Below are 14,697 nucleotides of genomic sequence, written 5' to 3' on the forward strand. Positions count from 1 at the left end.
GTGTGCCATGCCCGGCCTCCGGACCTGAAATCAGGAGGCGCTTGCTGGTCCGTGCTGGTTAACGTGAGCGGCCCTCCCGGCATTCCCACGCGGAAAGGAACCTGCCATGACGCTGCTCCACGACGTCCTCGACCCGGTCGAACTGACCGCCGCCCTCGAAAACGGGCACGTCCGGACGCAGCGCCACCCCTCGCGGCCGTACGTGATCTACAACTACACCGAGGCCTGCCAGTACGCCGGCGCCTGGACCCCGGTGACCCTCGCCTGCCGCGGCCTGATCGCCGACGAGTCCACCGGCCGCGTGCTCGCCCGCCCGCTGCCGAAGTTCTTCAACCACACCGAGTCGCACGCGCCGGTCCTTCGACCGGAGGCGAGGGTCGCGGTGACCGAGAAGGTCGACGGCTCGCTCGGCATCATCTACCCGGACGGGGACGGCTGGGCGGTGGCGACCCGCGGTTCGTTCGCGTCCGAGCAGGCGCTGCACGCCACCCGGGTGCTGCGCACGCGGTACGCGGAGTTCGCACCGCCGGCCGGGCTCACCGTGCTGGTCGAGATCATCTACCCGGAGAACCGGATCGTGGTCGACTACGGCGGCCTGGACGACCTGGTGCTGCTCGGGGCCGTGGAGATCGCCACCGGGCGGACGTACGGGCCGGCGGCCGTGCCGGAGTGGCCCGGCCCGGCGGCTAGCTCGTTCGAGTACACGACGCCGGCCGAGGCGCTGGCCGCTCCCCCGCGCGACGGGCGGGAGGGGCTGGTGCTGCACCTGCTCGATACGGACGAGCGGGTGAAGATCAAGTACGCCGCGTACGTCCGGCTGCACCGGCTGGTCACGGGCCTTTCCGCCCGTACGGTATGGGAGGTTCTGGTCGGCGGCGGCGACCTGGACGCGCTGACGGAACCGCTGCCCGACGAGTTCCACGCGTGGGTCCGCGCGGTGGCGGCCGAGCTGACCGCCTCCGTCGAGGAGCTGGCCGAACAGGTGGAGAAGGAGTACCGGACCATCGTGAACGGCCTTCCCGACGGCTGGGGGCGGCGCGAGTTCGCGGCCCGCGCCGTGCGCAGCGCCCACCGCGGCGCGCTGTTCCTGCGGCTGGACGGCAAGGACTACCGTCCCGGCCTGTGGCAGCTCGTCCGGCCGGCGGGAGACGTCACGCCGGGTGGCAATCGGGTGGGTGAGGAATGACCAGGCTGTTGATCACGCGGGGGCTGCCCGCCTCGGGCAAGACCACGTTCGCCCGCAAGCTGCAGCCGCAGGTCGTCCGGGTCAACCGCGACGACCTGCGGCGGATGCTGCACGGGCAGCGGCTGTTCACGCAGCGCGCCGAGGCCCAGGTCACCCAGGCCCAGCGGGCCGCCGTCGAGGCGCTGCTGCGCGCGCACGGCGACGTGATCGTCGACGACACCAACCTGCGGGCGAAGACGGTACGCGAGTGGGCGGAGCTGGCGGCCCGGTTCCACGCGACGTTCGAGGTGCACGACTTCACCGACGTGCCGGTGGAGGAGTGCGTCCGCCGCGACGCCGACCGCGACGGGGACGAACGGGTCGGCGAGGCGGCCATCCGGCGCATGCACGAGCGGTACTTGGCGGGCCGGAACCTTCCGCTGCCGGTCCCGTACGTCGACCCGGGCGGCCCCGGCGTCGTCTACCGGCCGGATCCGGAGCTGCCCGACGCCGTGCTGGTGGACATCGACGGCACGGTGGCGCTGATGCACGACCGGAGCCCGTACGACTGGCACCGGGTCGGCTCGGACCTGCCGAACCCGGCGGTGATCGCGGCGGTCCGGGCGATGCACGCGGCCGGCCACGCCATCGTGTTCTGCTCCGGCCGGGACGCGGTCTGCCGGTCCGAGACCGAGGCCTGGCTGGACCTTTACGTCGATGTGCCGTACGAAGGACTCTTCATGCGGCCCGAGGGCGACTCGCGCAAGGACGCGATCGTCAAGCGGGAGATCTTCGACCGGGAGGTCCGGGACCGCTGGCGCGTCGTCGGCGTCTTCGACGACCGGCAGCAGGTCGTGCGCATGTGGCGGGCGCTGGGGCTGACCGTCTTCCAGGTGGCGGAGGGGGACTTCTGATGAGCGGGCAGGCGGGCAAGTATCCGCGTACTTTCCACCTGCCCGACTCACCCGGCGCCACCGCCGACGACAAGGTGCAGCACGATCTGTCCTGGTTGGACGGCGAGCTGGTGGTCACCGAGAAACTCGACGGCGGCAACCTCACCTTCACCCGGGACGCGATGTACGCCCGCTCCCTCGACTCCGGCACGCAGCCGTGGGACCGCCCCGCCAAGGCGTTGTGGGCGATGACCGCCTACCGGATACCGGACGACTGGCGGGTCTGCGGGGAGTCGATGTGGGCGCGGCGCAGCATCGCGTACACGGATCTGCCGGGCGTCTTCATGGTCTTCGGCATCTGGGACGAGACGGACACCCTGCTCGGCTGGGACGACACCGTCGACTGGGCGCAGCGCCTGGAACTGCCGGTGGTGCCGGTGCTCTACCGCGGCGGCAGCCTGACCGAGGCGCGGGCCGCCTGGTCGCGCCGGCACACCCCGGAGACCTCCGAGGGGTTCGTGGTGCGCAGCGCCGGCCGCATCCCGGCCGGGGAGTTCCCGCTCAAGCTCCTGAAATGGGTACGCCCCGACCACGTGCGCACCGACGCTGCGTGGCGTCACCGCGACGATTTCCCGGTCAACGAGTTCGCCTGACGCCGGAGGGATCGATGGAGCCGATCATGGCAAGTCGGCTTTCGCGCCGTCCATGTGCGAACGCGCCGGATTGCCCGACCGTGGGCATCCCTGGCCCGTTTCTCCCCCGATCTCCTCGAGCGGATAGAAGTTGGGCTTCAGGTCCAGTTCGTCGTAGTAGCGGTGGAACACCGGCGTGATGCCGCCGGAGATGGGCGGGACGATCCAGCTCCAGTCGGCCGGCACCCGGCGGCCGGCCCGCTCCTCGTTGCCCAGATGGGTGAGGAAGCGCTGGGACTCGGTGTGGTGGTCGCTGATCCGTACGCCGGCCTTCTCGAACGACCACAGCACCGCCCGGTTCAGTTCGACCAGCGCGCGGTCGCGCCACAGCGTCGACTCGCGGCTGGTGTCCAGCCCCATCCGCGCGGCGACCGTGGGGAGCATGTCGTAGCGGTCGGTGTCGGCGAAGTTCCGGGCGCCGATCTCGCTGCCGAGATACCAGCCGTTGAACGGCGCGAGCGGGTACGTCACGCCGCCGATCGACAGGCGCATGTTCGAGATCGCCGGTACGGCGTGCCAGCGCAGGCCCAGCTCGACGAACCAGCCGTAGTCGGGGTGCGCGATGGGCACCTCGAGGACGGCGCGTTCGGGCAGCCCGTAGAGGCGTACGGGCTCGCCCGGCACCTCCACGGCGAGCGGCAGGATGTCGAAGGCGTCGCCCTTGCCCTGCCAGCCGAAGCCCTGCATGCGCGCGGTGAAGTCGGCGTTGCGCGGGTCGCCCACCACGCCGCCGTCCTCGGTGCGGTACCCGGCGTAGCGCAGGAGCTGTTCGTTCCACACCTTCGCGTACGGCTGACCCGGTTGCGCCGCCGCGAAGATGCTGATGACCGGGCGCAGCTTGCCGGCCTGCTGCCCTCCCCCGGCGGCCTGGAGGTGGTGCACGAGCAGGGAGAAGATCTCGTCCGCCGTACGTGCGCGGCGCCGGTCCAGCACCACCAGGCTGCGCCAGTAGAGGCGGCCGATGCAGCGGCTCGCGTTGCGCCAGGCCAGCTTCGCCCCGTACGCGAGCTCCTCCGTGGTGTGCACGTAGCTGCCCGTCGCGGCGATCTGCGCGCGGACGATCGCCAGCCGCGGTTCCACCGGGCCCAGCCGCGGATTCTCCACATAGCACTGGCGCAGGAACTCGTCCGCTTCGCCGGGGTCGGCCGGCGCGGCCGGATCCCATCGCGGCGACGGATTGTCCCGGTATCCCGGCACGATCATCGGACGCCCTCCCGGCGGATCGAGTAGGTGATACCGGAGGTTCGCACGACCCCGGACGCGCCCGAACGCACCCGATGTGCGACAAGGGGCGGCCACCTTGCGGTGACCGCCCCTTTTCGGACGCTTTTGACCCTTACTCAGCCGGGCCGGGAAGAACTACTTACTCCCCGGGCGTCGACTTCGCGATCTGCATCAGGAACTCGATGTTCGTCCGGGACTGCTTGAGCCGGTCGAGCAGAAGATCCAGGGCCGCCGACGACTCCAGCGAGCTCAGCACCTTGCGCAGCTTGTGGACGATCGCCAGCTCTTCCTTGCCGAGCAGGATCTCTTCCTTGCGGGTGCCGGACGGGTGGATGTCGATGGCCGGGAAGGTCCGCTTGTCGGCGATCTTCCGGTCGAGCTTGAGCTCCGCGTTACCCGTGCCCTTGAACTCCTCGAAGATGACCGTGTCCATCATCGAGCCGGTCTCCACCAGCGCGGTGGCGAGAATCGTCAGCGAGCCGCCGTTCTCGATGTTGCGCGCCGCGCCGAGGAACCGCTTCGGCGGGTAGAGGGCGGTCGAGTCGATACCACCGGACATGATGCGTCCGGAGGCCGGCGCCGCCAGGTTGTACGACCGGCCGAGCCGGGTCACCGAGTCGAGCAGCACGACCACGTCGTGGCCCAGCTCGACGAGGCGCTTGGCCCGCTCGATCGCCAGCTCGGCGACCGTGGTGTGGTCCTGCGGCGGCCGGTCGAACGTGGCCGCGATGACCTCGCCCTTGACCGAGCGCTGCATGTCGGTGACCTCTTCGGGCCGCTCGTCGACCAGCACGACCATCAGGTGGCACTCGGGGTTGTTGTGGGTGATCGCGTTGGCGATCGCCTGCAGCACCATCGTCTTGCCGGCCTTCGGCGGCGAGACGATCAGGGCCCGCTGGCCCTTGCCGAGCGGCATCACCAGGTCGATGACGCGCGTGGTCAGGATGTGCGGCTCGGTCTCCAGCCGCAGACGCTCCTGCGGGTAGAGCGGGGTGAGCTTGTAGAACTCGGGGCGGCGGCGCGCCTCCTCGGGCTCCATCCCGTTGATCGTGTCCAGGCGCACCAGCGGGTTGTACTTGTCCCGCCGCTGGTCACCGCCGCCACCGTCGCGGGTGGCGGCGCGCACGGCACCGGTGACCGCGTCGCCGCGGCGCAGGCCGTGCTTCTTGACCTGGGACATCGACACGTACACGTCGTTGGGGCCGGACAGGTAGCCGGTCGTCCGCACGAACGCGTAGTTGTCGAGCACGTCGAGGATGCCGGCCACCGGAACGAGGACGTCGTCCTCGTTGACGTGCGGCTCGCGCCCGCCGTCGCGCCCGCCCTCGCGGCCACCGTCCCGGCCGCCGCCCTCGCCGCCGTCGCGGTCCCGGCCACGCCGGCGGTCCCGGAAGCGGCTGCGCCGGCTGCGCCGCCCGCCCTCGCCGCCGTCGTTGTCATCATCGTCGTGGCTGTCGTTGCGCGGACCCCGGTCGTTACGGTCACCGCGATCGTTGCGGTCCCGGTCGTTCCGGTCACGGTCGTTGCGGTCCCGGTCGTTGCGGTCCCGGTCGTTGCGCTCGGGCCGATCGTTGCGCTCGGAGCGCTCGGGCCGGTCGCCACGCTCGGAGCGCTCGCCCCGGTCGTTGCGGTCGCCGCCCTCGGAGCGCTGCTGGTTGCGCTGGCGGTCACGGTTGCGCTCGCCGCGCTCGGGCCGGTCACCCCGGTCGCCGCGCTCGGCGGTGTCGGCGCCGTCCGTGCGGGCGCCTCCGTCGGCGCTGTCGGTGCGGGCGTCGCCCTGCTCGCGCTCCGGCCGGTCCTGGCGGTCCCGGCGGCTGCGGCGGCCCTGCTCCCGCTCGGGCTGCTCGGTGGCGGGGGCCTGCTCGGTCGCCGGGGCGGCGGCGGTCTGCACGACGGCCGGCGGCGCGGCGGGCTGCTGCTCGGCCACGGGGGCGGCGGCGGGCTCGGTGCGCACCGGCTCGGCGATCGGCAGGGTCTCCGCCTGGGCGGCGGTTCCGGACCGGCCCGACGAGCCGTTGGTGCGGCGCGGCCGGGGGGTGGTCTCGGCAGCGGCGGCCGCGGGAGCTCCGCCGTTCTGGCGCTCCGAGATCGCGGTGATCAGCTCGCCCTTGCGCATCCGGGCGGTGCCGGAGATGCCGAGGGACGCGGCGAGGCTCTGCAGCTCGGGCAGCAGCATCGCGGACAGCCCGGTGCCGCCGCGGCGGCGCTTGGTGACAGCCGCGGTGGTGGCGCCGTCAGCGACGTCAGAAACACCCGACGTCACGTCGGTGGTGTCGCTCAATGGATTCCTTCCGTCGAAAAAGCCAAGACCACCCGGGTCTGCAGCAGCCTGGTGGCCGGGTGCCCTCGGATCCCGCTTCGCACCTGCGGCGCGGGAGTTTTGCAGCACGGCAGCTCGACGGTTTCCCGACCCGTCTGACACTGACGGATAGGTCTCGGCGAGTGCAGCGATCGATAACCTGCTGCTCGGCGTGTGCCTTGAAAGAATTGAGACGAGCCAGATCGGCATATGTCTCGGGGGTGCACGCCGAACCGCAGAGAGATCGCTTGCTTCGCGGCTGTGCTAGGTCTTGAGCGTAGTCAACTCTTGCGACCTGCGGCAACAGGGTCCCGCTCGGCGTGTTCCACCATACCCCCTTTGACAAGGGCTCCGGTGGCATCCACGCTCAACGTCTCGGCGCGCCACGCTGTTCCCGGATGGAAATCCCCTGGTACAGGGCTCAATGCCAGCACCGTCGGCCCGGCGCCGCTCACCACGGCCGCCACGCCGAGCGATCGCAGAGATGCGACAAGTGACGTGGTGCCGGGCATGGCCTCGGCCCGGTAACCCTGGTGCAGCCGGTCCTCGGTCGCCGCGAAGAGCAGCTCCGGCTGGGACCGCAACGCGTGCACCAGCAGGGCCGCCCGCCCGGTGTTGAACGCGGCGTCCGCGTGCGGCACGCTCGCCGGCAGCGCCGCCCGCGCCGTCGAGGTCAGGCCACGTTCCTGAGGGACGAAAATCGTCGCCCGTACGCCCTCAGCCGTGCCCAACCGCACGGCCCGCGCCCCGGAAACCTCGGTCCACGCGATGGTGAACCCGCCGAGCAGGCAGGGCGCGACGTTGTCGGGGTGCCCCTCCAGGTCCGCGGCGATCCGCAACGCGTCCTCGTCGCTGATCGGCTCACGCGCGAGCGCCCGGGCCAGCTGCACGCCCCCCACGATCGCCGCGGAGGAGGAGCCCAGCCCCCTGGCCTGCGGAATCCGGTTCACGCACGCCACGGCCACGCCCGGCGGCCGCCCGCCCAGCTCGTCGAAGGTCCGCAGCATCGCCCGCACGACCAGGTGCGACTCGTCGCCGGGCAGCTCGCCGGCGCCCTCACCGGTCACGGACACGGTGAACCGGTCGCCGGTCACCCGGGCGGAAAGGTCATCGTAGAGCGCGAGCGCGAGGCCCAGCGTGTCGAAGCCCGGACCGAGGTTGGCGCTGGTCGCCGGGGTACGCACCCGCACCGGCTCGGAGACGAAGGTCAGGCCCATCGCCACATGCTAGGCCGAGATCATCAACGGCGCGTCACCCGCCGGACCCGGGAATGTCGCACCCCTGGGTTACGGTCTCGGCCATGACCGTCGGATACCTGCTCTCGGGCGTCCTCATCCACCTCCCGGTGCTGGCCGTGCTGATCGCGGGCTTCATCGTGGTCGCGTCCCGCCGCGCCCGCCTCGGCCCGCGCAGCACGATGCTGGCCCGGCTCGGCCTGGGCATACTGGCCGCGTGCCAGGTCCTCGAGGTGGTCTGGCTGGTGGTGCTGCCCCAGCTGATCAGCTCGTTCGACTACCGGGCGACGACCTACGGGGTGCTCTCGCTGATCGTGGGCATCCTGCTGAGCCTGCTGCTCGCGGCCGGGCTGGGCCTGCTGATCGCGGCGGTGGTGACCCGCGCACCCTCCGGCGACGGCCCGTTCGGCGGCTCCCCCTACGAACCGGCCCCGTTCCGCCCGGGCGAGCACCCGACGTTCCAGCCGCCCGGCCAACCGGCGTTCCAACAGCCCGGCCAACCGGCGTTCCAGCAGCCGCAGCAGCCCGGGCAACCGGCGTTCCAGCAGCCGCAGCAGTCCGCATTCCAGCCGCCGTCGCCCGCGCCCGGGCCGGTCTTCCCCGGACAGCCTTCGTCTCCGCCCCGCGCATAGGCGGCCCGCCGCGCCCTGACGACCCGCGGCCGAGATCACATCGAACACCCGGCCGGGCATAGCTTCAGGCCGACGATGCATGCTGCACTCTGGAGCCGCTTCGGCCAGCGGTGCCGAGGCGTCCTACCTCTGAGGTTGCGGGTCGGGGTCGCTCTCGCCGGCCGCCGTGGGCTCACTGGACGCCCTCGCTGGCCCGCCGACCGCAGCCGTGGGCTCACTGGACGCCCTCGCTGGCCCGGCGGGCGCGGCCGTGGGCTCGCTGGACGCCGGTGTCGGCTCGTCGGTGGCGGGTGGGGGGTCGTCCGCCAGGGAGAGGTTGCGGGTCGCGATGCGCCAGCCGATGGCGTACAGCAGGGTGATCGAACCGCAGGAGACCAGGATGACCCGCTCGTCGACGTGGTCCACGAACAGGGCCGCGCCCAGCTGGCTGACCGAGATCGCCAGGGTCGCGAGCATCATGTCCGTGGCGAAGACGCGGCCGCGGAGGCGGTCCGGCACCTCGCCCTGGAGGGCGTAGTTGGACAGGACCCAGTTGGTGCCGCCGGCGAAGTGGGCGACGAAGACCAGCGCGAGCACGAGCGGGAACCACGGTGCCGCCGCCACGCCGAGGTAGCCCAGGCCGTACAGGCTCATCGACAGGGCGAGGCCGGGGAGCAGCCACGAGCGGTGGTTCAGGACCGGGCGCATGACCAGCGGGCCGACCAGGGCGCCGGCGCCGCGTACGGCGAAGAGCAGCCCCGCCCCCAGCGAGCCGACCCCGTACATGCCGGCGAGCAGCGGGAAGACGGTGAGCACGCCGTTGCCGAGGCCGACCGCCGACTTCACCGTCACCAGGGCCCGGATGCGGGGACGGGCACCGATGTAGCGCAACGCCTCCAGGAGCGCGTGCCACGTACGCGGCGGGACGGCGGTCGTGTCCCGGGGCGCCTGCAGCGGGCGGCGGATCAGGGACGTCACGACGGCCGCGGTGAGCAGGCCCGCGGCGGCCACGGCGAAGCTCACGTACGGGCCGGCGACGCTGCTCACGATGCCGCCGAGGGAGGCGCCGACGATGGTCATCGTGCCCCACGCCGAGCCGGCTATCGCGTTGGCCGCCGCCAGGTCCTCGGGCTCGACGACGTTCGGCAGGGCCGCCTGGGCGGACGGGGAGTAGAACGCCTTGGCCACCGCCACCGCGCCGATGGCGACCAGGGCCAGCGGGGCGGTCGCCGCCGAGCGGACGAGGAAGAGCAGCAGCGTCGCGACGAGCGCGGCCAGGTTTGCGGCGATCAGGATGGTGCGGCGGTCCAGCCGGTCGGCGACGGTGCCGGCGTACGGGAGCAGCACCGCGGTGATCCCGGTGTCGGCGGCGAGCACGAGCGCGCCCCACACGCCGCTGCCGGTGAGTTCGGGCAGGAGCACGAGCAGCGGCACCATGACGAACCAGTCGGCGCCGAACACGACGAGTTCGGCGGCGAACAGGCGCCGGAAGTCGCGGTTGCCGGTAAGGACCGAGAACGGGGTTGCCACGTACGCAAACAGTACCGGCCGTCCCCGCACGAGCGGGAACGGCCGGTGACCGGGTGGACTACCCGCAGGTCAGGCGGGCGGCGGGGAGGCGGGACGGCGGGGCATCTTCAGGACCTCGAACTGGTCCGTGTAGCCCCGCAGGGCCCCGCTCGCCGGCGGTTCGGCCTCGGCCCGCGCCGGGTCGGGCACCGGGGCCTCGTGCGCCCCGCCGCTCGAGTCCGGGACCGGCACGTCGTCCGGCACCACAGGCTCGGGCCCGCCGGCCGCGTGCTTCGGGGTGTCGGCGGGCGCGGCGGCGGCCTGCTCCGTCGTTCCGGCGGCCGAGAGCGCCTTGCGGGCCCGCCGGCGCTCGCGTCGTTCGCGGCCCTTCAGCTTGGTGTTCTCCACCATCGTGTAGAGCGCCGGCACCAGGACCAGCGTCAGCAGGGTGGAGCTCACCAGGCCGCCGATGACCACGATCGCCAGCGGCTGGGAGATGAAGCCGCCCTGGCCGGTGAGGCCGAGCGCCATCGGGAGCAGGGCGAAGATGGTCGCGATCGCCGTCATGAGGATCGGGCGCAGGCGGTGCCGGCCGCCCTCGACGACCGCCTCCTGGACCCCCATCCCGGCGAGCCGGTAGTGGTTGATGAGGTCCATCAGCACGATGGCGTTGGTGACCACGATGCCGACCAGCATCAGGACGCCGATGAGCGCCGGGACGCCGAGCGGGGTGCCCGTGGCCAGCAGCAGGCCGATCGCGCCGGTCGCCGCGAACGGGATCGAGATGAGCAGCAGCAGCGGCTGGAGCAGGCTGCGGAACGTGGCCACCATGATCACGAAGACGATCGCGATGGCCGCGAGCACCGCCAGGCCGAGGTCCGCGAACGCGTCGGCCTGGTCCTGGCTGACGCCGCCGATGCTGTACGAGGCGCCGGCCGGCAGGGTCAGCGCGTCGAGCCGCTTCTTCAGATCGGTGGTCGTCGCGCCGACGTTGGAGCCGGTGGCGGTGCCGGTGACCGTCGCGCTGCGGTTCCCGTCGATCCGGGTGACCTCCTCCGGGCCGTCGACCTCCTTGACGTCGGCGACCGTGTCGAGCGGCACCCGCTGGCCGTTCGCCGCGGTGATCGGCAGCTTGCGCAGGGCGTCGGCGCCCGCGGGCGGCGCGCCGAACGTCACGACCACGTCCCGGCTGGAGCCGTCGACCGTGATGCGCCCGGCCGGGGCCGAGCGGAAGGAGCCGGCCACCGCCTGACCCACCGCGGCCTCGGTCAGGCCCCGCCGTGCGGCCTCGGCCCGGTCCACCACCACGTCCAGGCGGGGCACGCTGGCGGCGAGCGTCGTGCTCACGTCGGTGACGTCCTTGGTGCCGGCCATCGCGTCCTGGACCTGCCGGGTGGCGGCGGTGAGGGCGTCCTGGTCGGCGGCCTGCACGATCACCGCGAGCTGGTCGGCGGCGAAGCCCGTGCCGTTGTCGCCGCCGACGGTGACCTCGCCGACGTCCGTCATGCCCTTGAACTGCTCGCGCAGCTCGTCGGAGATCTTGACGGCGTCGGCGTCCTCCTTGAGCGCCACGTTGAAGCTGGCGCCGCTGGCCCCGCCGGAGCCGACGAACGGGTTGAACTCGCCGTTGCCGACCGTGACCTGGTACGTCTCCACGTCGTCCCGCCCGGCCAGCACCGCCTCGACCTTCTTGGCGGCCTCGTCGGTCGCCGCCAGGCTGGTGCCGACCGGCAGGTCCTGGGTGACCGTGATGGTGTCCTGGCCGGACTGGTCGAGGAAGTTGGTCTCGAGCTTGCTGGCCAGCCCCAGCGTGCCGATGAGCACGACGACGCCGATCGCGACGGTGGCCCAGCGGGTGCCGCGGCTGCGGGTCACCCAGCGGATGATCGGCAGGTACGTGCGCTGCAGCGGGCTGCGCAGCTCCTTCTCCTCGGCGGCCCGGCGTACGGCCTCCGACTCGGCGCCACCCGCGGCGGGCCGCAGGAACCAGTACGCGAGCACCGGCACGACGGTCAGCGACACGAACAGCGAGGCGAGCAGCGCGACGGTGACGGTGATGGCGAACGGCGCGAACAGCTGCCCGACGAAGCCGCCGACGAGCGCGATCGGTGCGAACACGGCCACCGTGGTGAGCGTGGAGGCGGTCACCGCGCCGGCGACCTCCTTCACGCCGGACGTGATGGCGTGGACCTTGCTCTCGCCGTACCCGAGATGCCGTTTGATGTTCTCGAGCACGACGATCGAGTCGTCCACGACGCGGCCGACCGCGATGGTCAGCGCGCCGAGGGTGAGCAGGTTGAGCGAATAGTCGCCGATCCACAGCCCGATGAGCGCGATCAGCACCGACAGCGGGATCGAGACCGCCGTGACCAGCGTGGACCGGATCGACAGCAGGAAGACCAGGATGACGATCACGGCCATGACCAGGCCGAGCAGGCCCTCGGTGGTGAGGCTCTCGATCGAGCTCTCGACGAACGGCGCCTGGTCGGTGATGACGGTCAGCTTGGCGCCGGAGCCGGCCTCCAGGTCGGCGAGCTTGTCGCGGACGGCGTGCGAGATCGCCACCGCGTTGCCGTCGGGGGCGGCGGTGACCGCGATGCCGAGGCTCTCGACCCCGTCCGTCCGCGTGAACGACGTGGCCGTGGCCACCTCGCTGGTGACCGAGGCGACGTCGCCCAGCTTGACCGGGCCCCGCTTGCCGTTGAGGTAGAGGCCGCGGAGCTGCTCGACCGAGGTGACCGGGCTGCCGACCTGGACGCTGAGCGAGCGCCCGCCCTCGGTGATGGCGCCGGCGGGCACCGAGATGCCGTTGTTCTGCAGCAGGGTGGTGATGGCGCGGGGGTCGGCGCCGGCCGCGCCCAGCTTCGCCAGGTCGGGCTTGATCACGACCTGTTCGTCGCGGGTGCCGGTGATCTGCACGTCGCGCACGCCGTCGATCGCGGTGAGCTCCGGTACGACCGTACGGTCCAGCCGCTGCGCGAGGTCGGACTGGTCGGAGCCGCCGGTCGCGGCGAGGACGATGGCCGGGATGTCGTCGGTGCCGCCCGCGAAGATCGTGGGCTCGACCTTGTCGGGGAGCGTCGGCTGGATCCGGTTGACCGAGGTGGTCAGCTGGTTGATCGCGTTGTCGAGGTCGGTGCCGAACTCGTACTGCACGATGATCGTGGCCGAGCCCTCGCGGGTGGTCGACTGGATGGTGTCCAGGCCGTCGGCGCCCTTGACGGCGTCCTCGATCGGCCTGGTGACCTGCTCCTCCATGATCTCCGGGCTGGCGCCCGGCAGGACCACGCCGATGAAGGCCCCGGGGAACTCGAGCGAGGGCAGGAGCTGCTGCTTGAGGGACGGGATGGTGTAGATGCCGAAACCGGTGATCACCACCGCGATGAGGGCGACCAGCCCTCGGTTAGCGAGACTGAGCCTGGTCAGGAATGACATGCGCTCCCCCGGGAAAGTTCGTCCAAGGCATATAGTTTGCCCCACGCGAACAAATGGTTTTCGACGGGGGCAGGGAGGTGCGGTGGCCGACAACGAACAACTCATCGCCGACATCACGGATGCGCAACAGCAGCTCCAGCACCTTTTCGCGTACGACCGGTCCGATCCCCTCTTCGCCTCTCAGCTCACCATGCCGCAGCTCAAGATTCTGCTGCTTCTGTTCAGACTGGGCGACACGTCCGGCCGGGAGCTGGCCGGGCTGCTCGGGGTCAGCCTGGCGACGCTGAGCGGCATGGTGGACCGGCTGGTGGCCCACGACCTGGTGACCCGCGCCGAGGATCCGAACGACCGGCGGGTGCGGCGCATCATGCTGAGCGCCGGCGGCCGGGAGCTGATCTCCCGGATCATCACGGCGGGCGCGGAGAAGCAGGCCCGGCTGCTGCGCAAGCTGACGGACGAGGAGTTGCGTACGGTGCGCGACGCCATGGTGGCGCTGGTGCGGGTCGCCACCGAGGAGTCGGTGGAGACCGCGGGCTCAGGCCAGGTCTAGGGCGCGGGCCGCGGCGAGCACGTCGTTGCGGATGGTGGTCGGCGACGGCGCGGTCGAGATCGCCCACTCGGGGTCCTTGAGGCCGTGCCCGGTGACCGTGCAGACCACCGTCGCGCCGGCCGGCACCGCGCCCGCCTCCGCCTGCTGGAGCAACCCGGCCACGCTCGCCGCGCTGCCCAGCTCGACGAACACGCCGACCTCGCGGGCCAGCAGCCGGTACGCCGCCAGGATCTCCCGGTCGGTCACCGCGGAGATCAGCCCGCCGGAGGCGTCCCGCGCGTCGAGCGCCTTCGTCCAGCTGGCCGGGTTGCCGATGCGGATGGCGGTGGCGATGGTCGAGGGCTCCGGCACGACCTGCCCGTGGACGATGGGGGCCGCGCCCGAGGCCTGGAACCCGTACATCCTGGGCAGGATCTTGGAATTGCCCGCCTCGTGGTCCTCCTGGTAGCCCATCCAGTACGCGGAGATGTTGCCCGCGTTGCCGACCGGCAGGCAGTGGATGTCCGGGGCGGTGCCGAGCGCCTCGACGATCTCGAAGGCGGCGGTCTTCTGGCCGTGCAGACGGAAGATGTTGACCGAGTTGACCAGCGAGACCGGGAAGTCCTGGGACAGCTTCGAGGCCAGCGCGAGGCAGTCGTCGAAGTTGCCGTTGACCTGGAGCAGCTTGGCGCCGTGCACGAGGGCCTGGGCCAGCTTGCCGAGCGCGATCTTGCCCTGCGGCACCAGCACGGCGCAGGTCAGGCCCGCGCGGGCCGCGTACGCCGCCGCCGAGGCGCTGGTGTTGCCGGTGGAGGCGCAGATGATCGCCTTCGAGCCCTCCTCGACCGCCTTGGAGACGGCCATGGTCATGCCGCGGTCCTTGAACGACCCGGTCGGGTTGGCGCCCTCGACCTTGAGGTAGACGTCGGCGCCGGTGCGCTGGGAGAGCACGGGAGCGGGCACGAGCGGCGTGTTGCCCTCGTGCAGGGTGACCACCGGGGTGGCCGCCGAGACCGGGAGCCGGTCGCGGTATGCCTCGATAAGTCCCCGCCACATGGTCTTTTCCTCTCCGACGACTTGCTCCAGGATGCACGAGCCCGCCGAA

Annotated in this window: 10 protein-coding genes and 1 pseudogene; 5 read left to right on the forward strand and 6 right to left on the reverse strand. The window is 71.8% G+C overall.

Annotated elements, in window-relative coordinates; translation table 11 throughout:
• The first annotated feature begins 106 nt into the window (after positions 1-106).
• The 3 genes from CLV70_RS08645 to CLV70_RS08655 are packed head-to-tail and all read left to right on the forward strand — an operon-like array spanning position 107 to position 2,711.
• Complete coding sequence (locus CLV70_RS08645; protein ID WP_106125864.1) at positions 107-1,186, forward strand: RNA ligase; 1,080 nt, start codon at positions 107-109, stop codon at positions 1,184-1,186.
• Positions 1,183-2,079, forward strand: a complete 897-nt coding sequence (locus CLV70_RS08650) for a phosphatase domain-containing protein (protein WP_106125865.1) — start codon at positions 1,183-1,185, stop codon at positions 2,077-2,079. Before CLV70_RS08645 ends, CLV70_RS08650 begins: the two co-directional genes overlap by 4 nt.
• On the forward strand, positions 2,079-2,711 hold the full coding sequence (locus tag CLV70_RS08655) for an RNA ligase family protein (protein WP_106125866.1): 633 nt from the start codon (positions 2,079-2,081) through the stop codon (positions 2,709-2,711). Before CLV70_RS08650 ends, CLV70_RS08655 begins: the two co-directional genes overlap by 1 nt.
• A 24-nt stretch (positions 2,712-2,735) precedes the next feature.
• Here the strand turns inward: CLV70_RS08655 and CLV70_RS08660 are convergent, their stop codons facing one another.
• The 3 genes from CLV70_RS08660 to thrB form a co-directional block, all read right to left on the reverse strand.
• Complete coding sequence (locus CLV70_RS08660) at positions 2,736-3,953, reverse strand: nitric oxide synthase oxygenase (protein WP_106125867.1); 1,218 nt, start codon at positions 3,951-3,953, stop codon at positions 2,736-2,738.
• Between the two features lie 160 nt (positions 3,954-4,113).
• Positions 4,114-6,255: a transcription termination factor Rho gene (gene rho / locus CLV70_RS08665; RefSeq protein ID WP_106125868.1), complete on the reverse strand. Its 2,142-nt coding sequence runs from the start codon at positions 6,253-6,255 to the stop codon at positions 4,114-4,116.
• A 299-nt stretch (positions 6,256-6,554) separates the two neighbouring features.
• Positions 6,555-7,490: a homoserine kinase gene (gene thrB / locus CLV70_RS08670; RefSeq protein WP_106126075.1), complete on the reverse strand. Its 936-nt coding sequence runs from the start codon at positions 7,488-7,490 to the stop codon at positions 6,555-6,557.
• Between the two features lie 83 nt (positions 7,491-7,573).
• On the opposite strand from thrB, the gene CLV70_RS08675 reads away from it, so the two are divergent.
• Complete coding sequence (locus CLV70_RS08675; protein WP_106125869.1) at positions 7,574-8,140, forward strand: hypothetical protein; 567 nt, start codon at positions 7,574-7,576, stop codon at positions 8,138-8,140.
• A 270-nt stretch (positions 8,141-8,410) separates the two neighbouring features.
• On the opposite strand, the pseudogene CLV70_RS08680 reads toward CLV70_RS08675, so the two are convergent.
• Together CLV70_RS08680 and CLV70_RS08685 are read right to left on the reverse strand one after the other, a co-directional pair.
• Positions 8,411-9,649, reverse strand: a pseudogene (locus CLV70_RS08680) (MFS transporter); the annotation flags it as partial.
• A 69-nt stretch (positions 9,650-9,718) separates the two neighbouring features.
• A complete protein-coding gene (locus tag CLV70_RS08685) occupies positions 9,719-13,063 on the reverse strand; it encodes an efflux RND transporter permease subunit (RefSeq protein ID WP_106125871.1) in 3,345 nt (1,114 codons plus the stop codon).
• Between the two features lie 82 nt (positions 13,064-13,145).
• Between CLV70_RS08685 and CLV70_RS08690 the strand changes: the two genes are divergently transcribed.
• On the forward strand, positions 13,146-13,613 hold the full coding sequence (locus CLV70_RS08690) for a MarR family winged helix-turn-helix transcriptional regulator (protein ID WP_245908109.1): 468 nt from the start codon (positions 13,146-13,148) through the stop codon (positions 13,611-13,613).
• Here CLV70_RS08690 and thrC read toward each other — a convergent pair.
• On the reverse strand, positions 13,599-14,648 hold the full coding sequence (gene thrC, locus CLV70_RS08695; RefSeq protein ID WP_106125873.1) for a threonine synthase: 1,050 nt from the start codon (positions 14,646-14,648) through the stop codon (positions 13,599-13,601). The two genes, CLV70_RS08690 and thrC, sit on opposite strands and share 15 nt — an antisense overlap.
• Positions 14,649-14,697 lie beyond the last annotated feature (49 nt).

Source organism: Pseudosporangium ferrugineum, from assembly GCF_003002065.1.
Classification (GTDB): Bacteria; Actinomycetota; Actinomycetes; order Mycobacteriales; family Micromonosporaceae; genus Actinoplanes; species Actinoplanes ferrugineus_A.